Source organism: Micromonospora sp. NPDC002411, from assembly GCF_053592955.1.
Genome location: NZ_JBSFBM010000112.1, coordinates 1 through 18748, shown reverse-complemented (window position 1 = coordinate 18748; position 18748 = coordinate 1). Strand labels below are relative to the sequence as shown.

General features: G+C 70.6%; 14 protein-coding genes and 1 pseudogene. 7 read left to right on the top strand and 8 right to left on the bottom strand.

Annotation, left to right across the window (positions count from 1 at the left end):
- Positions 1-234: 234 nt before the first annotated feature.
- Entirely contained in the window at positions 235-1221 is a 987-nt protein-coding gene (locus ACWCO3_RS15670) for an N-acetylglucosamine kinase (RefSeq protein ID WP_145779942.1), read from the bottom strand.
- Positions 1222-1427: 206 nt separating this feature from the next.
- On the opposite strand from ACWCO3_RS15670, the gene ACWCO3_RS15665 reads away from it, so the two are divergent.
- From ACWCO3_RS15665 to ACWCO3_RS15645, 5 genes are read left to right on the top strand one after another with little or no spacing between them, the layout of a single operon-like run.
- Positions 1428-2381: a MurR/RpiR family transcriptional regulator gene (locus ACWCO3_RS15665; RefSeq protein ID WP_145779943.1), complete on the top strand. Its 954-nt coding sequence runs from the start codon at positions 1428-1430 to the stop codon at positions 2379-2381.
- Positions 2378-3127 carry a sugar isomerase domain-containing protein gene (locus ACWCO3_RS15660; RefSeq protein ID WP_450010535.1) on the top strand — a complete coding sequence of 250 codons (750 nt, stop codon included), beginning with the start codon at positions 2378-2380 and terminating at the stop codon, positions 3125-3127. Before ACWCO3_RS15665 ends, ACWCO3_RS15660 begins: the two co-directional genes overlap by 4 nt.
- Before the next feature lie 25 nt (positions 3128-3152).
- Positions 3153-4565, top strand: coding sequence for an N-acetylglucosamine/diacetylchitobiose ABC transporter substrate-binding protein (gene ngcE, locus ACWCO3_RS15655; RefSeq protein ID WP_145779944.1), 1413 nt, complete (start codon positions 3153-3155; stop codon positions 4563-4565).
- Positions 4566-4597: 32 nt separating this feature from the next.
- The gene (locus ACWCO3_RS15650) at positions 4598-5539 is read left to right on the top strand and encodes a carbohydrate ABC transporter permease (RefSeq protein ID WP_145779945.1); all 942 of its coding nucleotides are present in this window, start codon (positions 4598-4600) and stop codon (positions 5537-5539) included.
- A 12-nt stretch (positions 5540-5551) separates the two neighbouring features.
- On the top strand, positions 5552-6508 hold the full coding sequence (locus ACWCO3_RS15645; RefSeq protein WP_145779946.1) for a carbohydrate ABC transporter permease: 957 nt from the start codon (positions 5552-5554) through the stop codon (positions 6506-6508).
- A gap of 45 nt (positions 6509-6553) precedes the next feature.
- On the opposite strand, the gene ACWCO3_RS15640 is transcribed toward ACWCO3_RS15645, so the two are convergent.
- Entirely contained in the window at positions 6554-8251 is a 1698-nt protein-coding gene (locus ACWCO3_RS15640; RefSeq protein WP_450010539.1) for an ABC transporter ATP-binding protein, read from the bottom strand.
- Positions 8252-8301: 50 nt separating this feature from the next.
- Positions 8302-10032 carry an ABC transporter ATP-binding protein gene (locus tag ACWCO3_RS15635; RefSeq protein WP_450010532.1) on the bottom strand — a complete coding sequence of 577 codons (1731 nt, stop codon included), beginning with the start codon at positions 10030-10032 and terminating at the stop codon, positions 8302-8304.
- 162 nt (positions 10033-10194) lie between these two features.
- Here ACWCO3_RS15635 and ACWCO3_RS15630 point away from each other — a divergent pair, with 162 nt between their 5' ends.
- Together ACWCO3_RS15630 and ACWCO3_RS15625 are read left to right on the top strand one after the other, a co-directional pair.
- A complete protein-coding gene (locus ACWCO3_RS15630) occupies positions 10195-11862 on the top strand; it encodes a bifunctional 3'-5' exonuclease/DNA polymerase (protein ID WP_145785545.1) in 1668 nt (555 codons plus the stop codon).
- Positions 11863-12147: 285 nt separating this feature from the next.
- Complete coding sequence (locus ACWCO3_RS15625) at positions 12148-12741, top strand: nucleotidyltransferase family protein (RefSeq protein WP_145779949.1); 594 nt, start codon at positions 12148-12150, stop codon at positions 12739-12741.
- A 158-nt stretch (positions 12742-12899) separates the two neighbouring features.
- Here the strand turns inward: ACWCO3_RS15625 and ACWCO3_RS15620 are convergent, their stop codons facing one another.
- The 5 genes and pseudogenes from ACWCO3_RS15620 to ACWCO3_RS15600 form a co-directional block, all read right to left on the bottom strand.
- The gene (locus ACWCO3_RS15620; protein ID WP_450010530.1) at positions 12900-14309 is read right to left on the bottom strand and encodes a GH1 family beta-glucosidase; all 1410 of its coding nucleotides are present in this window, start codon (positions 14307-14309) and stop codon (positions 12900-12902) included.
- Entirely contained in the window at positions 14306-16537 is a 2232-nt protein-coding gene (yicI, locus tag ACWCO3_RS15615; RefSeq protein WP_450010528.1) for an alpha-xylosidase, read from the bottom strand. Before yicI ends, ACWCO3_RS15620 begins: the two co-directional genes overlap by 4 nt.
- The gene (locus ACWCO3_RS15610; protein ID WP_357929191.1) at positions 16534-17421 is read right to left on the bottom strand and encodes a carbohydrate ABC transporter permease; all 888 of its coding nucleotides are present in this window, start codon (positions 17419-17421) and stop codon (positions 16534-16536) included. The genes yicI and ACWCO3_RS15610 overlap by 4 nt, the downstream gene beginning before the upstream one ends.
- Position 17422: 1 nt before the next feature.
- Positions 17423-18391: a carbohydrate ABC transporter permease gene (locus tag ACWCO3_RS15605; RefSeq protein ID WP_358166210.1), complete on the bottom strand. Its 969-nt coding sequence runs from the start codon at positions 18389-18391 to the stop codon at positions 17423-17425.
- A gap of 67 nt (positions 18392-18458) precedes the next feature.
- A pseudogene (locus ACWCO3_RS15600) lies at positions 18459-18748 on the bottom strand (carbohydrate ABC transporter substrate-binding protein); the annotation flags it as partial.

The window sequence follows — 18748 nt, the reverse complement described above, 5'->3', positions numbered from 1 at the left end:
CCCACCTCGACCCGCAGCGGACGTACTCGTTCGCCGGTCTGATGGCCAACCCGCTCTGGTCCCGCTACCTGACCACCTGGAAGGACGACGGGTGTCGAGCGGCGGGCGGCCCTTGATCGCGCTCGATCCTGGATGTAGTCCCCTCCTTGCGGCGGGAGGCCACTACATCCTGGATCGAGCACGATCATGATCAGGGGCAAGCCCCGGCGACGTCCGGCGGCGGGTCGGGGTGCCTCAGCTTGTCGGGAAGAGGCGGGCGTGGAGGGCGGTCGGGTCGGTGACCTCGGGCAGGTCGCGGGCGGCGAGCCAGGCTGCGGCGGCGGCCCCGTCACCGGCGGTGCGCACGGGAGCGTCCGGCCACTGTCGGGCGATCTCCATACGGACGGCGGCGGCGAGTGGGGTGTTCGCGGTGAGTAGTCCGCCGCCGAGCACGACAGGTGTCACCGCGCCGGCCGGGCGGATGCGGCCCACGCTCTCGGCCAGGTGGGCGGCGGCCTCGGTGATCAGCGCGCTGGCGATCGGCTCGCCGTGGGTGGCGGCGTCGACGACCAGCGGCGCGAGCCGGGCCAGCTCGACCGGGGGTCGGCGGGTCACGGCCTGGATCGTGGCGTCGACGGTGTCCCGTGGGCGGGCGGCGATCTCGGTGCTGCCCATCAGCTCGGCGAGCACCGCCGTGGTCAGCGGGCCGGGATCGTGGCCGGAATCCAGGTCGGCGAGCAGTCGGCGTACCGCTTCGCGACCGAGCCAGAAGCCGGACCCCGCGTCGCCGAGGAGCCAGCCGTGACCGTCGGCGACCCGGTCGAGGCGCAGGTCGTGGACCTGCGCGGTGATCGCACCGGTGCCGGCGATGAGCACCGTGCCGTCCGGTTCGGCGGTGCCGGAGGCGTAGGCGACGAGGGCGTCGCCGTGCACGGCGTACGGGCAGCGCAGGCCGGCGTCGTGCCAGGCCTGGTCGAAGGCGGCGCGCCCGGCGGGATCGGCGAGTAGTCGGGCCGCGCCGGCCAGGCCGATGGTGCCGGCGACCACCCGGGCCGGGTCGAGGTCGGCGAGGGCCGCGCGGAGTGCGGTCAGCAGTTCGACGGCGGCGCGTTGTGCGCCGTGACTGGTCGGGTTGCCGCCGCCGGCGCGGCCGGTGCCGACGCGTTGCCCGGTGAGGGTCAGGGCGGTCGCCCGGGTGGACGTACCGCCGATGTCGAGGCCGACCACGACGGTGTCGGACATCGGCACGGGTCTCCTTGCGCTGGACGACGATCGGGACTGTTCATGCTGGTCGGCCCCGTCGCGCTGGGCAAGATCTGGCGGGCGCGGCGGCTTGTGCGCCAGGTAACAGTTTGAAAACTTCGCCCACAGTCTTGACACAGAGGGGCCTTCAGTAAGAACTTTTACCACTAACAGTTAACAGTCTTTTCGGAAAGGTGAGACGACCCATGGTTGATCACGAGGTGGACACCGCCGCGGGGACCGCGGTGGTCGACGCTGACGTGGTCGACCGCAGGAGCTCCGCCTCCGACGGGGTGCTGGCCCGCGTCCGCAACGGACTCGGCGAGCTGACCGGCGCGCTCCGCCGGGTCGCCGAGCACGTGCTGAGCGACCCGGAGGCCGCCGCCCGATCCACCATCGTGGAGCTTGCCGAGCGAAGCGGCACCTCACCGGCGACCATCACCCGGTTCTGCCGGGCGATGGGCTTCGAAGGGTACGCCGACCTGCGGCTGGGCATCGCCTCCGAGACCGGTCGGGCCCGCTCGGCCGGCTGGACCGTCGACATCGGACGCGAGATCCAGCCGAGTGACCCACTCGCCCGGGTGCTCGACCAGATCATGGCCGCCGACACCCGGGCCATGCACGACACCGCCACCCTGCTCGACCTCGCCGAGGTGGAGCGGGCCGCGGTGGCCATCGCGGGCGCCAACCGGGTGAACATCTTCGGCGCCAGCGGCAGCGCGTTGGTCGGCGAGGAGATGCAGTTCAGCCTGCACCGCATCGGCGTGGCCGCGTGGGCGTGGAACGACGTGCACGAGGGCCTGGCCAGCGCCGCGCTGTTGCGTTCCGGGGACGTGGCGCTCGGCATCTCGCACACCGGGCAGACCCGGGAGACGATCGAGATGCTCGCCGAGGCGGGCAGCCGGGGCGCCACCACGCTCGCGCTCACCGGCTTCCCCCGCTCACCGTTGGCCGAGCTGGCCGACATCGTGCTGCTCACCGCCAGCCAGGCGACGACGTTCCGACCGGACGCGCTCTCCGCCCGGCACCCGCAACTCGTCGTGCTCGACCTGCTCTACATCGCCGTCGCCCAACGGACGCACGACCGCGCGCACGCGGCCTTCCGGCGTACCGCGCAGGCCGTCGACGGGCACAAGGCAGCGAAGGGAAGCGTGTCATGATCAGCGCCCAGGGGTACGCGGACGCCGTCCGCCCGGTGCTCGACCGGCTGCTCGACTCGGAGGCCGACGGGATCACCCGGGCCGCCGACCTGATCGCCGACAGCCTGCGCGACGGTGGGGTGCTCCAGGCGTTCGGGGCCGGGCACTCCGAGGCGTTCGCCGCCGAGTTGGTGGCCCGGGCCGGTGGGTTGGTCCCCACCAATCGGCTGTCGGTACGGGACCTGGTGATGCACGGCGACGCCCCGCGTGACGTGCTCGCTGATCCCAAGCTGGAACGCGACCCTTCCATCGCCCACCAGATCTACGTGCTCGCGGCGCCCCAGCCGCGGGACGTGTTCGTGGTGGCATCCCAATCCGGCATCAACGGCTCGGTGGTCGAGCTGGCGGCGCTGGTCACCGAGCGCGGTCACCCGTTGATCGCGGTCACCTCGGTCGAGCACACCGCACGGGTCGCCCCACGGCACCCGTCCGGGCATCGGCTCGCCGACCTCGCTGACGTCGTGCTGGACAACGGCGCGCCGTACGGCGATGCACTGCTGCCGCTCGAGGGCGGCGGCGCGGTCTGTGCGGTCTCCTCGGTCACCACGGCGCTGCTGGCGCAGCTGTTGACCGCGGAGGTCGTACGACGGTTCCACCAGGCCGGGGAGGTACCCCCTATCTACCTCTCCGCCAACGTCCCCGGCGGGGACGAGCACAACCTCGCCCTCGAGTCGCGGTACGCCGGGCGCCTCCGGCGAACCGCCTGACCCGACACCACAAGGAGAGTCAAAGATGTCGGATTCCCCCGAGAACATCGGTGACCTGAGCCGTCGGACCCTGCTGCAGCGCGCCGCGGCGGCTGGTCTGCTCGCCGTTCCAGCGGCGGGCATGTTGAGTGCCTGTGCCGGCAGCGAGCCGTCCAAGTCCGAAGACAGCGGTGCCGCGAAGAGCAAGGACAACCCGTTCGGCGTCAAGGACGGCAGCGCCGTCAAGGTGGTCGTCTTCAACGGCGGTCTGGGCGACCAGTGGGCCAAGGAGGACAAGGTCCTCTTCAACGCCAAGCACCCGAACATCACCGTCAACATGAGCTCCACCCAGAAGATCAAGACCGAAGAACAGCCGAAGATGGCGACCCAGCCGAGTGACCTGGTGATGAACTCGGGTGCGGACATCATGGACCGCAGCACGCTGATCAACGAGGGTGCGATCGAGCCGCTCGACGACCTGCTCACCGCCCCGGCCTGGGACGGCGAGGGCACGGTGGCCGACACGCTGCTGCCGGGCACGGTCACCGACGGCACCCAGAACGGCAAGTTCTACGTCGTGAACGTGGCCTTCACGGTCTGGGGCAACTGGTACAACGGTGCGCTGTTCAAGCGCGAAGGTTGGCAGGCGCCGACCACCTGGGACGACTTCTTCGCCCTCGCGCCGAAGATCAAGGCCAAGGGCATGGCGCCGTACGTGCACGACGCCACGCACGGCTACTACCCGCGCTGGGCGCTGATGGCCAGCATCTGGAAGGCCGTTGGCAAGCAGCCGATCATCGACATCGACAACCTCAAGGACAACGCCTGGAAGGCCGACGGCATCGTCGCGGCGCTGGAGCCGTGGGAGAAGCTGGTCAAGGACAAGCTGCTCCTGCCGGGCAAGCTCGACCACACCCAGTCGCAGCAGGCCTGGCTCGACGGCAAGGCCGCCTTCATCCAGGTCGGCACATGGCTCAAGAACGAGATGGCCGCGACCATCCCGCCGGGCTTCGAGATGACCCTGTCGGACTACTGGACCAAGCCGGGCGACAAGGCCGCCAAGGACGTGTTCGCCGGTTCCGGCGAGGGCTTCGTGGTGCCGAGCAAGGCGCCCAACAAGGCGGCCGCGAAGGAGTTCCTGCGGGCCATCCTCTCCAAGGCCGGCTCGGCGAAGTTCGCGGAGCTGACCAAGTCGCTCGCCTCGACCAAGGGCTCCGGCGACAACGTGCAGGACTCGGCGCTCGCCTCGGCGAACACGCTGATGAAGAACGCCACGTCGGACCTCATCTCGGTCAAGATCTGGGACTTCTACGCCGACCTGGACAAGGAGAGCCAGAACCTGTCCGAGGAGCTGATGGCGGGGCGTCTCACCGCGCAGCAGTTTGTCGACAAGATGCAGGCGGCCGCGGACAAGGTCGCGAAGGACTCCTCGATCAAGAAGCAGACCCGTACCGCCTGACAGGCCCTGATCAGCTAGAGAAGTGAGTGACCATGCGGCACGGTGTTGCGCGTTTCGTCACGGGTTTCCTGGCCTTGCCGCTTGCGCTGTACCTCTTCTACGTGGTGTGGCCCTTCGTGCAGGCGGCGGGATACTCGTTGACCGACTGGGGTGGTTACTCGGACACCCAGAACTTCGTCGGTCTGGACAACTACGTCCGGCTGCTGTCGGATGAGTTGATCAGGAAGGCCTTCTGGCACAACGTCTTCTTCCTGATCACCGTGCCGCTGTTCACCATCGCGCTGGCCCTGTTCCTCGCGTTTCTGCTCAATGTGGGCGGACGCGAGGACAGGGCCGGCATCCGAGGGGTGTTCGGCTCCGGGATCTACAAGATTATTTTCTTCTTCCCGCAGGTGCTGTCGCTGGTGGTCATCGCCGTCATGTGGCAGCAGATCTACCGCAGCGACGGCCAGGGCCTGATCAACGGCCTGATGATCAAGCTTGGTCTGGTCGACGCGGACAACCCGATCGCCTTCACCGCCGACCCGGAGCCCTTCCTCGGCGTGCCGGCGGTGCTCTGGTGGCTGTTGCTGATCGCGGTCTGGAGCGGGGCCGGCTTTTACATGGTGCTCTTCTCGGCGGCGATGCAGTCCATCCCGAAGGACATCTACGAGGCGGCCCTCCTGGACGGGGCCAGCCGGTTCCACACCTTCTTCAAGATCACGCTGCCCCTGCTGCGTGACACCGTCTCGGTCGCCTGGGTCTACCTGGGCTTCATCGCGCTGGACATGTACGCCCTGGTCTTCGTCATGACGCCCAGCCAGGGCGGCCCGAACCACGCCAGTGAGATCTTCGCGTCGGTGCTCAACTTCACCGCGTTCCAGAAGGGCCAGTTCGGTTACGCCTGCGCGATGGGTGTCGCCCTGGCGATCTTCACGATCCTGCTCGCCGCGGCGCAGCTCAGGATCACCCGTCGCGACCGTATCGAGTACTGAGGAGGCTGGACGATGAGCACGGCGACTCACGATGGTCTGACCCGGCCTGACCAGAACCCGAACACCGCACCCGAGGGTGGGAAGGGCGGCAAGTCCGCCTCGGAGGGGCTCGGCGGCAAGTTCTTCAACGGCTTCTCCCACATCTTCCTGCTGGTCTGGGCCGTGATGGTGATCTACCCGCTGCTGTGGGTGGTGATGTCGGCGCTGAAGACCGACTCGGAGGTCATCCGCCAGCCCCTGTCCCTGATTCCCGCCAAGCTCAACTGGGACAACTTCAGCCGGGCCTGGGGCGCGGGGCACCTCGGGTCGTTCTTCCTCAACACCGTGCTGGTGCTGGCCGGCAGTGTCACCCTGACCATGCTGCTGGGCTCGATGGCCGCGTACGCGTTGGCCCGCTACGAGTTCCGGGGCAACCGGCTGATCTACTACGTGTTCCTCTCCGGTCTGACCCTGCCGGTCTACCTGGCCGCGGTACCGCTGTTCAAGGGCGTCTACAACACGAGCGTCCACCTGCCGCTGCTCGGCCCGAACAAGCACCTCATGCTGATCCTGGTGTACGTGGCGTGGTCGCTGTCGTTCACCGTCTTCTTCATGCACTCGTTCTTCCGGACGCTGCCCAACACCATCGCCGAGGCGGCCATGGTCGACGGCGCGTCGCACAGCCGGCTCTTCTTCAGCGTCATGCTGCCGATGTCCAAGCCCGGTCTGATCAGCATCGGCATCTTCAACGTGCTGGGTCAGTGGAACCAGTGGTACCTGCCGACCCTGCTCATGCAGTCGGTCGCCGGGGAGCCGAAGAACCAGGTGATCGCCCAGGGCCTGATCGAACTCTCGGTCAACCAGGGCTACAAGTCCGACTGGTCCGGTCTGTTCGCCGGGGTGACCATGGCGATGCTCCCGGTGCTCGTGGTCTACATCATCTTCCAGCGGCAGGTGCAGTCCGGCCTCACCGCGGGGGTCGGCAAGTAACCACCCGGACGAGACGGGGCCCCTCGCCTGCGAGGGGCCCCTTCGTCATCTCCGGTGCTCGTCGGACGGTGTGTGCCAGGAGCGCCACAGGTCGGCGTACGCCCCGCCGGCCACGACCAGGTCGTCGTGGCTGCCGATCTCGGTGATCCGGCCGTCCGCCAGCACTGCCACCCGGTCGGCGTCGTGCGCGGTGTTGAGCCGGTGCGCGATCGCGATGACTGTCCGCCCGACCAGCACGGCGGCCAGAGCCCGCTCGGTACGACGCGCCGTGGTCGGATCGAGCGCGGCGGTCGCCTCGTCGAGGATCAACGTGTGCGGGTCGGCCAGCACCAGCCGAGCCAGCGCGAGCTGCTGGGCCTCCGCCGCGCCGAGCTGGCGGCCACCGTCGCCGAGCGTGGCGTCCAGACCCTCCGGCAACTCCGCGAACCAGTCGGCGCCCACGGTGCCGAGCGCGGCCCGCATCTGCTCGTCGGAGGCGTCCGGCGCGGCGAACGACAGATTGTCCCGTACCGAGCCGATGAAGACGTGGTGCTCCTGGGTGACCAGGGCGATCCGGCGGCGACGCTCGGCCGGGTCGAGGTCGGTGACCGGGCAGCCACCGATGCTGACGACGCCCTGCCGGGGCGCGTCGATCCCGGCCAGCAGCCGGGCCAGTGTGGACTTGCCGGCGCCCGACGGACCCACGACGGCCAGCCGCTCACCGGGCTGCACCTCCAGGTCGATGCCGTGCAGCACGTCCGCTCCGCCGGAGTAGGAGAACCGCGCACCGCGGACGACGAGGCGCTCACCCCGCGACGTGGCCGTCCGGCCCGGCGGCTCCGCCGGGACCAGGCCGACGCCGAGCACCCGGGCGTACGATGCGAAGCCCCGCTGTGCCTGCTCCGTCCACTGCAACAGCCGGTCCAACGGATCGATCGCCTGTTGCAGATAGAGCGCGGCGGCGACCACCGCGCCGAGCGACACCACGTCCCGGGAGAGCAGGTAGCCGCCGACGAGCAGCACCAGGGCGACCGGCAGCGGGTAACTGGCCTCGACGACCGAGAAGAACACCGTACGCAGCGCGAGGGTGGCCCGCCGGGCCCGCCACACGCGGGTGATCCGGTCGGTGCCGTGCCGGACCCGGTCGTCGGTCAGCCGCAGCGCCTCCACCGTGCGGGCGCCCTCCGCGGTGGTCGTGAGCGTCTCGGTCAACTCGGCCGCCGCCGCGCCCTCGGCGAGGTACGCGGAGCTGGCCCGCCGCAGGTACCAGCGGGTCACCGCCACGATCGACGGGAGCCCGGCCAACGCCGCGAGCCCGAGCAGCGGATGCAGCAGGAAGACCGCACCGAACAGCAACGTCAACTGCACCGAGGCGATGACGATGGTGGGCACCACGTCCCGGACCGTCGTCCCGACCGTCGCCACGTCGACCGAGCTGCGGGTGGCCAGATCACCGGAGCCGGCGCGCTCGACGACCGAGACCGGCAGCCCGAGAGTCCGGGAGACGAACTCCTCGCGCAGCTCCGCGACGGCGCGCTCACCGAAACGGTGACCGGCGTACTGCGCGTACCGGGACAGCAGCGCGCTGACCACGACGCAGCCGGCGATGGCCAGCGCCAGCCGGTCCACGGTGGCCACGCCCGCGCCGGCGGTGACCCGGTCGACGATGGTGCCCAGCAGCCACGGCGGGGCGAGCCCGGCGACCGCGGCGGCGCTGTGCAGCGCCAGCACGACCCCTACCGCGCGCCGGTGCCGGCCGATCATGTCGCGCAACGCCCGGCGTACGGTGACTCGGTCGGCCACCGGCAGCCGGCTCACCGGTACGCCTCCTCGGTGTCGGCGGGCTCGGGCTCGTCGCTGCCCCGGGCCACCAGGTGCCGGTAGTCGGCGTCGGAGTCGATCAGGTCGGTGTGGCTGCCGGTGGCGGTGATCCGGCCGCCGCTCAGGTGCGCGACCAGGTCGGCCCGGCCGAGCAGCAGAGGTGACGTGGCGATCAGCACTGTCGTCCGCCCGGCCCGCGCGACCCGCAACCGCTCGGCGATCCGCGCCTCGGTGTGCGCGTCCACCGCCGACGTCGGGTCGACGAGGATCAGCACCTCCGGCTCGGCGAGGAGGGCCCGCGCGAGGCGGACCCGTTGGCGTTGACCGCCGGAGAGGGTCCGGGCCCGGGAGTCGATCGGGGTGTCCAGCCCGGCCGGCAGGGCATCGACCACGTCCTCGGCCGAGGCCGTCCGCACTGCCGCGTCGACCCGGTCGTCACCGTCGGCGGCCCCGCCGCGCAAGATGTCGCGCAGTGTCCCGGCGAAGAGGTACGAGTCGTGGTCGGCGACCAGGACCCGGGAGCGGACCTCGTCCAGGGCGACCCCGGCCAGCGGCACGCCACCCCAGGTGGTGTCGCTGACCACGTACCGGCCGAGCCGGTCGGCCAGTGCCACGGCCGCCGCCGGGTCGTCGGCCGCCACCCCGGTCAGCCGGCCGGCGCGTACGGTCAGCCCGGTCACCGGGTCGTACAGGTCGGCGGGGCCGGCCGGTGCCGCCAGGGCTTCCGGCTGGCGTGCCTCGGGCACCGGGCCCGACCACCGGCGACCCGGGCCGCCGACGTCGTCCGAGGTCACGTTGAGCAGGCCGATGATCCGTCGGGCGGCGACCCGCCCCCGGATCAGCTGGTGACTGCCCTCCAGCAGGAACCAGACCGGCACGATCAGTGTCGCCACGTAGCCGTAGACGGCGACCAGCTCCCCGATCGTGACGTCACCCGTCACCGCCATCCGAGCCGTCAGCCACACCACCGCTGCCAGGAACAGCCCGGGGATGGCCACCGTCGCCGCGTCGATCCAGCTGATGACAGCGCCCACCCGGTAGCCCTCGGCGCGCAGCTCCTGGGATCGGGCCGCGTACCGGCTGGCGAACAGGCCCCGACCTCCCACCCCGGCGAGCACCCGCAGCCCGGCCACGATGTCACCGGACCGGGCGGTGAGCGCGCCCTGCTGCCGCCGGTAGATCGACTCCGCCCGTTCGAGGCGGCGCAGCAGCGGCCCGACGACCAGCCCGACCGCCGGCACCCCCACCAGCACGCACAGCGCGAGCATCGGGGAGATCGACCAGAGCACCACGGCGATGACCCCGTAGGCGACGACTGCTCCGACGCCCGGCCCGGTCAGCGTCAGCACCTGTGCCGTCCAGTCGATGTCGGACCCGCCGATGGTGGACACCTCGCCGGAGGCGACCCGGCGGGGCAGCACCGAGCCGATCCGGGACAGGTGGCGCAGCAGCACCTCGGCGGAACGGGCCTTGGCGTCCTCCCGGATGAAGGTCATCGTGCGGTGCCGCATGATGCCCAGGAATGAGAGAACCACCCCCGCGACGACGATGGCCGCGACCCAGAACGCCAGCGCCCGGGTGTCGCGGGCGCGGAGACCGTCGTCGACGGCGCGGGCGATCAGGTAGGGCCGGGCCGACAGCCCGATCATCCAGGCCGTGCCGAGCAGACTGCCGCGCAGCACCCGCCAGGGTTGGCGGCGGGTGAGCCACCACAGGTATCGCATCGGACCGCGGGTGTCCGGAGTGCCTGGATCGGGATGCGGGATCTGCGGAGGCACCAGGTCACGCTACCGACAGGGCCCGACACCCCACCGACCCGAAACGGGTGAGGTGCGCCTCCGTTCCTGTCGCAGGGGAGAGGCAGAATCGCGTTCGTGCTGGTAGCGATGGTCTCCGACGAGCGGGGTGGGGGAGTGCTGTGCCCACTGGATTCCGCCGGTCGGCCGGTCGGCCCGACCGAGGTCGTCACCGACCTGGCCGCCGCCGTCAGCGCCCGCGAGGCTGCCGACCACCCACGCTGGGTCTGGCCCGGCTCCGCGTCGGTCTACCCGGCGTTGCTGCGCGCCGGCGTCCGGGTCGACAGGTGTCACGACGTGGAGTTGACCGAGGCGTTGCTGCTGGGGCACGCGGGCCGCTGGGGTGAGCCCCGCTCGCTGGCCGCCGCGTGGGCCCGGCTGACCGGTGCGGTGGTGCCGCCCGACCCGCCGCCGCGCACCGCCGCGCCACCCGGGCACGGGCAGGGCGCGCTCTTCGACACGATGCCCGGCCCGCCGGGCCCGGGCATCGAGGCACTGACCAAGGTGTACGCCGACCAGCTCGCCCGAATCGCCACCACCGAGCATCCCGGTCGGTTCCGGCTGCTGGTGGCCGCCGAGTCCGCTGGCGCGTTGATCGCTGTGGAGATGGGGTTCGCCGGGCTGCCCTGGCGGGCCGACGTGCACGACGAGATCCTGCACGAGCTGCTGGGTGAGCCGTCTCCGGTGGGTGGCCCGCCACGTCGTCTCGCCGAGTTGGCCGCCCGGATCGCCGACGCGCTCGGCGTACGCCACCTGCACGCCGACTCCCCGGCGGAGCTGCTGAAGGCGTTCGCCCGGGCCGGGGTGGAGCTGCCCAACACCCGAGCCTGGGTGTTGCGCGGCGTCGACCATCCGGCGGTGCCGCTGGTGCTGGAATACAAGGAGCTCTACCGGATCTGGACGGCGCACGGCTGGGCCTGGCGTGAGCAGTGGGTGCAGGGCGGCCGATTCCAACCGGAGTACGTGCCGGGTGGCGTCGTCTCCGGCCGGTGGGCCACCCGGGGTGGTGGCGCGCTGCAGATCCCGAAGGTGATCCGACGGGCGGTGGTGGCCGATCCGGGCTGGCGACTGGTGGTCGCCGACGCCGGCCAGTTGGAGCCTCGGGTGCTCGCCGCGGTGTCCGGCGACGACCGGTTGGCAGCGGCGGGTGGTGCCGGCGACCTCTACGCCGCGTTGGCCCGGGACTCGTTCGGCGGCGACCGGCCCCGCGCCAAGGTGGCGCTGCTGGGTGCCATGTACGGGCAGACCGGCGGTGCCGCGGTGCCCGCCCTGGCGGTGCTGAAGCGCAGTTACCCGACCGCGTTCGGCTACGTCGAGGCGGCGGCCCGCACCGGCGAGACGGGTGGGCTGGTGCGGTCGTGGCTCGGGCGGACGTGCCCGCCCGGCTCGGCCGGCTTCGGCGATCTCGACGACGCGTCCTCCGATCCGGAAGGGGCGGCCGATCCGCAGAGTCCGCGGGCTCGCGCGGCACGGTCCCGGGGTCGTTTCACCCGCAACTTCGTCATCCAGGCCACCGCCGCCGAGTGGGCCTCCACGTTGCTGGCCACGCTGCGGACGGAGTTGACCGGCACCGATGCCGAGTTGGTCTTCTTCCAGCACGACGAGGTGATGGTGCACGCTCCCGCCGAGCAGGCGGCGGCGGTCGCCGAGGCTGTCACGCGGTCCGGCGAGCGGGCCTCCGCGCTGCTCTTCGGTGCGACGCCGGTGCGGTTTCCGCTGGACCTGTCAGTTGTCGACTGCTACGCCGACGCCACCTGACCGACGGCGCTGACCCGCCCGCGATCGACGCGTGTCGGGGTCGCCCGTGCGCTACTACGCGATGTGGTGGCCTCCCGCCGCCCGGATACCGCCACTTCGGCGACCTGGAGTCGATCGAACCGCCCACCCGCCGTCGCAGTGCTCCAATGTGTAACGGTTGTGCTATTTCTCCTTTTCGCCCCGCCACCCTCCGCTGGCCGTCCTCGTTGCAGTGTCCGTAGGAAGGGGCGGATCGGTAACGGTCGTCCCGTGCCAGAGGGGGCGCAGCTGAACCGGATCGCAGGAATGATCATCGCAGCGGGTGGGGGACGGCGGATCGGTGGTCCCGAGGCGCTGCTGCGCCAGGGGGACAAGCCCCTGGTCAATCAGATGATCGACACGATGACCGAGGCGGGCTGCGAGCAGATCGTGGTCGTGCTGGGCGCCGCCGCGGAGCAGGTCCAGGAGGCCGCCGACCTGGACAAGGCCACCGTTGTGATCAACAAGGCGTGGGGCACCGGGGTCGGCTCGTCCATCCGGGCCGGCCTGGCCGCCATGGGTGACGAGGGGATCGAGGCGGTGGTGGTGGTCCCGGTCGACATGCCGGGTCTGACCGCCACGGCGGTCAGCCGGGTGGCCGCGTTGCCGTACCCGGACGTGCTGGTCTGCGCCACCTACGACGGGTTGCGCGGGTACCCGATGCTCTTCGGCCGCCGGCACTGGCCCGGCATCGCCACGTTGGCCAGCGCGGACGTCGGCGCGCGGCCGTACCTGCTGGCGCACAAGGACCAGATCGTCGACATCGCCTGCGACTCGGTGGCCGACGGCAGTCGGGTCGACACGCCGGAGCTGATGGAGCTCTACGGGCTCACCGTCCCACCCCAGCGCGTCGGAGTCTGAACCCGCCGCCAACCCGCCCCCCGCCCCGCCCCGCCCGCCAGGCATCGTCGATCATGGAGTTGTGGTGCCCGGTTTGGGCAGCGACGACAGGTTTGTTGCCACCAGAACTCCATGATCGACGGGGCGGGGACGGGGCGGGGACGGGTGGGGTGGGGGTGCTAGGTCGCGGGGTTGTCCAGCTGGCCGGTTGCGGCGAGGCGCTGGTACCAGTGGGCGCTGTCCTTCCAGGTGCGTACCTGGGTGTCGTAGTCGACCCGGATGATGCCGAAGCGGCGGTCGTAGCCGTAGCCCCACTCGAAGTTGTCCAGCAGCGACCAGACGAAATAGCCCCGGACGTCAGCGCCCTCCGCGCGAGCGTCGGCCACCGCGCCGATGTGCCGACGCAGGTAGTCGATCCGCCGGTCGTCGTGGATCCGGCCGTCGGCCGACACCTCGTCGTCGAACGCCGCGCCGTTCTCGGTGATCATCATCGGCTGGTTCGGGTATTCGCGCTGCAGGCGCAGCAGCAGCTCGGTCAGCGCCGGCGGGTCGATGTTCCACCCCATCGCCGTGTACGGGCCGGGCTGCGGCAGGAAGTCGACGTTGTCCGCGGCGACCCACGGCGTCGAGGTCGACGCGCCGTGCCCGTCGGCGTCGGAGCGGGCCGACACCCCGTCCCACGCCCGGACCAGGGTGCTGGAGTAGTAGTTGACCCCGAGCACGTCCAGCGGCACCGCGATCTGCTTCTCGTCGCCGTCACGGACGAACGACCAGTCGGTGACGGCCGCGGTGTCGGCCAGCAGGTCTGCCGGGTACGCCCCGTCGAGCATCGGGCCGAGGAAAGCCCGGTTGGCCAACGCGTCGATCCGGCGTACCGCGTCCTGGTCCGCTTCCGACTCGGACGCCCCCCGGATGACGTGCAGGTTCAGCGTCACCGACAGCTCGGCGGCCGGGGCCAGCTCCCGGACCACCCGACCGGCCAGGCCGTGCGCGAGGTTCAGGTGGTGCACCGCGGCCAGCGCCGCCGCCGGCTCGGTCCGGCCGGGCGCGTGCACGCCGGAGGCGTAGCCCAGGTACGCCGAGCACCAGGGCTCGTTGAGCGTCGTCCAGGTGTGCACCCGGTCGCCCAGCGCGCCGACGATGCCCGCTGCGTACTCCTGGAAGCGCAGCGCGGTCTCCCGCGCCGCCCAGCCGCCGGCGTCCTCCAACTCCTGCGGCAGGTCCCAGTGGTACATCGTCGCCACCGGGCGGACGCCCCGCTCCAGCAGCCCGTCCACCAGCCGGGAGTAGAAGTCGATGCCGGCCTGGTTGAACCGGCCCGAGCCGCCGGGCTGCACCCGCGGCCACGCGATGGAGAACCGGTACGCGTCGAGCCCGAGGTCGGCGATGTGCCCGAGGTCGTCGGCCCACCGGTGGTAGTGGTCGGCGGCCACGTCGCCGGTGTCGCCGTTCAGCGTCCGACCCGGTGTGTGGCTGTAGGTGTCCCAGATCGACGGCCCGCGCCCGTCTTCGTTGGCCGCGCCCTCGATCTGGTACGCCGCCGTCGCCGATCCCCAGACGAAGCTCTCCGGGAAGTGGTGTTGCGTCATCGTTCAGTCCCCTGGATCTCGCAGATGTAGCCCGTCGAGGTACCGGCGACCAGTGCGGCACTGGCCGTCCCGTCCTCGTAGCGCACGTCGAACTCGGCGCCCGGCCCGTGCCCGGGTGACGGTACCCGTACCCGGGTCCGTTGCCCCTCGCCCGGTGCGTACAGCCGTAGCCGCACATCGTCTGCCCACTCGTAGTCCGGTCGGTCGTCGCGTGCGCCGAACGGGATGACCGCGCCGGGCCGGGCCAGCACGGGAAGGCTGTCGAACGCGTGCTTCTCGGTGACCCACGCCGGGCCGATGACCTGCGCCCCGCTGACCAGGTGCGTCCAGGTGCCGGCGGGCACGTAGTAGGTGACGTCGCCGTCGGCGCTGAACACCGGGGCGACCAGCACGTCGGGGCCGAGCATGTACTGCCGGTCCAGGTACGCGGTGGCCGGGTCGTCCGGGAACTCCACGAACATCGGCCGCATCATCGGCGTACCGTCGCGGTGCGCCTCCTGCGCGGCGGCCGCCAGGTACGGCATCAGGCGGAGCTTGAGCTGGGTGAAGTGCCGCAGCACGTCGACGGCCTCGTCGTCGAACGCCCACGGCACCCGGTACGACCCGGAGCCGTGCAGCCGGGAGTGCGAGGAGAGCAACCCGAAGGCAACCCACCGCTTGAACACCACCGGGTCGGGGGTGCCCTCGAAGCCGCCGATGTCGTGGCTCCAGTAACCGAAACCGGACGACGCCAGGGACAGCCCTCCGCGCAGCGACTCGGCCATCGCGGAGAACGTCGACTCGCAGTCACCGCCCCAGTGCACCGGGAACTGCTGCCCGCCGGTCGTGGCCGAGCGGGCGAACAGCACCGCCTCGCCCTTGCCGCGCTCCGCCTCCAACAGCTCGAAGACCGCCCTGTTGTAGAGGTAGGAGTAGTAGTTGTGCATCCGCTGCGGGTCCGAACCGTCGTGCCACACCACATCGGTCGGGATGCGCTCGCCGAAGTCGGTCTTGAAGCAGTCCACGCCCATGTCGAGCAGCACCTTGAGCTTGCCGGTGAACCAGCGGACCGCGTCCGGGTTGGTGAAGTCGACGAGCGCCATGCCGGCCTGCCACTTGTCCCACTGCCAGACCGAGCCGTCGGGCCTGCGCACCAGGTAACCGGCCTGCCGCCCCTCCTCGAAGAGGTACGAGCGCTGGGCGATGTACGGGTTGATCCACACGCACACCTTGAGGTCGCGCTCGCGCAGCCGGCGCAGCATCCCCTCCGGGTCGGGGAAGGTCGCCGGATCCCAGACGAAGTCGACCCAGTGGAACTGGCGCATCCAGAAGCAGTCGAAGTGGAACACCGACAGCGGCAGCCCACGTTCGGCCATCCCGTCGACGAACTCGGTGACTGTCTTCTCGTCGTACGAGGTGGTGAAGGAGGTGGACAGCCACAACCCGTACGACCAGGCGGGGATGCGGGCCGGGCGGCCGGTGAGCGCCGTGTAGCGACGCAGCACGTCCTTCGGGTTGGGCCCGTCGATGACGTAGTAGGTGAGCGACTGCCCTTCGACGCTGAACTGGGTCTGCGTGACGACCTCGGAGCCGACCTCGAACGACACGTGCTCCGGGTGGTCCACGAACACCCCGTAGCCGGCGCTGCTCAGGTAGAACGGCACGTTCTTGTACGCCTGCTCGCTGGCGGTGCCGCCGTCGGCGTTCCAGATGTCGACGGTCTGCCCGTTTTTCACGAACGGACCGAAGCGCTCGCCCAACCCGTACACCGTCTCGCCGACACCCAGCGCGAGCCGCTCGTGCACGTGCGGCCGGCCCTCGGCGTCGGTGACGAGGCCGATGCTGCGCTCGGTGGACGCGGTGAGCAGCCGGTCGCCGTGCCGGAAGTCGACCCGCCACCCGTCGACGAGCGCGACCCGCGCGGTCAGCTCACCGGTGGTCAGCGTCGCGCTGAGCCCGGTGACGTCGACGGCCACCGGGTGCGTGTCGCCGGTGCTCAGCCCGAAGTGCGGTTCGCGGGGCAGCCCGCCGGTGTGGTGGGCGATGGTCACCCCGATGACGCCGGGGGCGGGGGAGAAGAACCGGACGGTGACCAGAGGCCGGTTGAGGGTGCCGCCGCGTCCGTTGATCCGGCCGGTCGGTGCGAAGACGGTTAAACCGCGCTGGTCCGGCTCGACCGACTCCACGGTGCCGGGGCGCAGGACACTGACACCGGGGCGCAGTTGCCAGTACCCGTCGGTGAACTTCACTTCTCGGCTCCTGCCGTGATGCCGCGCGCCAGGGTGCGCTGGAAGATGAGGAAGAAGAGGATGGCCGGCACCAGGCTGATCAGCGCGCCGGCGTTGGTGGTCGGAGCGTCCATCAGCCGGTCGCCCTGGAGCGACGCGAGCGCGACCGGGATGGTCTGCGTCTGGTTGTCGATGAGCATGACCAGCGGGATGAGGAACTCGTTCCAGGTCCAGATGAAGAAGAAGATGAGCAGTACCGCGAGGGTGGGCCGCAGGTTGGGGAAGACCACCCGCCACAGCACCGTCCACTTGCCGGCGCCGTCCAGCGCGGCGGCCTCCAGCAGCGAGCGCGGGAACGTGCCCAGCACCGAGGCGAGCAGGTACGTGCCGAACGCGCTCTGGATGACGGTGAAGATGATGATCACGGCGAGTCGGGTGTTGTAGAGCCCGACCTCCTTGGCCACGTAGTACAGCGGGTAGATCAGCGCCTCCTGCGGCAGCATGTTGGCCAGCAGGAAGAGACCGACGATCCAGAGCCGGCCACGGACCCGGCCGATACCCAGCGCGTACGCGTTGAGCAGCGACACGGCGACGCCGAGCACCGCCACGGAGCCGGCGATGAGCGCCGAGTTCCAGAGCTTGAGCGGGAAGTCGACAGCGGTCCAGTACGTCCGTAGGCCCTTGGTGTAGAACTCCGTCGGCCAGCTCAGCGGCCCGCCCGACGAGTAGTCACCGGGCGACTTGAACGCGTTGAGCAGCATGAACGCGAACGGCACCAGCATGACCAGCGCGCCGAGCGTGACCACTGCGAGCACCACCCAACGACTCAGGCCGCGGTGGTGCCGGTCGCGGACGGGCCGGGCCTGCTTCGTCGGCGCGGGGATCGGTGTGAGCGTGACGGCCATGTCAGAACCCCCGGTCCCGGCGCTCGCTGCGAGCCTGCATCCAGATGAAGAGCACTGCCACCACAACGATGATCAGCGTCAGTACCGTGGAGATCGCCGAGCCGTAGCCGACCTGGAGTTTCTTGAAGAACGTGTAGTACGCGAAGTAGGACGGAACGTTCGTGGCGTTCTCCGGGCCGCCCCGGGTCAGGGCGAAGATCGGCCCGAACACCTTCAGCGCGGCGATGGTGCAGGTCAGCGCCACCACGAAGGTTTCCGGCCGGATCTGCGGGAGGGTGATGGCCCGGAACCGGTGGAGCCAGTTCGCGCCGTCGACCTCGGCCGCCTCGTACAACTCGGGGTCGACCCGTTGCAGCGCCGCCATGAAGACGACCACCGGGTAGCCGATCTGCACCCAGATCATCACCGCCATCACGGCCGGTAGGGCCGTGTCGGGGTCGCCCAGCCAGTCGTGGCGTAACGCGCCGAGACCCACCGCGTCGAGCAGGCTGTTGAACGCGCCGTCCGGGCGGAGGATCCAACCCCAGACGATGCCGGCCACCACGACGGGCAGCACCTGCGGAAGGTAGAACGCGGCCCGCAGCGCGGCGGCGGTGCGGGGCTTGAACCGGCGGCCGATGACGTCGAAGAGCACAGAGGCCAGCAGCAGCCCGAGCACTGTGGGCACCACCACCATCGCGACGATCATCGCGACGGTGTTGCGGAACGACGCCCAGAACACGTCGTCCTGGAGCAGTTGCTGGTAGTTGTCCAGGCCGACCCATCGGGGGTCGCCGACGCCGGACCACTTGGTCAACGACAGGTAGCCGGTGCCGACCAGTGGTGCGCCGATGACCAGGACGAAGAGCGTCGCCCCGGGGAGCAGGTAGAGCCAGTACGCCGCGTTGCGTCCGCGTCGTCTGCGGCTGGGCGTGGGCGGGTTGGGCGTCGCGGCCGGTGGTGTGGCGGCGACGGTCTCGGAGACTGCCATGGAAGATCCTTCCCGGCGGGGCGGGCGGGCGCGTCGGTGGTGCCGGTCGCGCCCGCCGCTCGCCGTGTCACTTGCCGGTGATCTCCTTGACGCCATCGGCGTACGGCTTGGCGATCGTGTCGAGAACCTGGTCGGGCGACTTGGAGCCGTTGATCAGGCCCTGGAAGCCGGAGACCAGCACGTCGTAGTAGCCGGGGACCGGCCAGTCCGGGTAGAAGGCGAGCCCGTCCTGCTTGCTGACCGTGTTGAAGTCCTCGATCAGCTTGCGGTCCTTGGGGTCGGTGATCTTCGAGGCGTCAGCAGCGACCGGCACACCACCGTTGTTGCCGATCAGGTCCTGGATCTCCGGACGCAGGG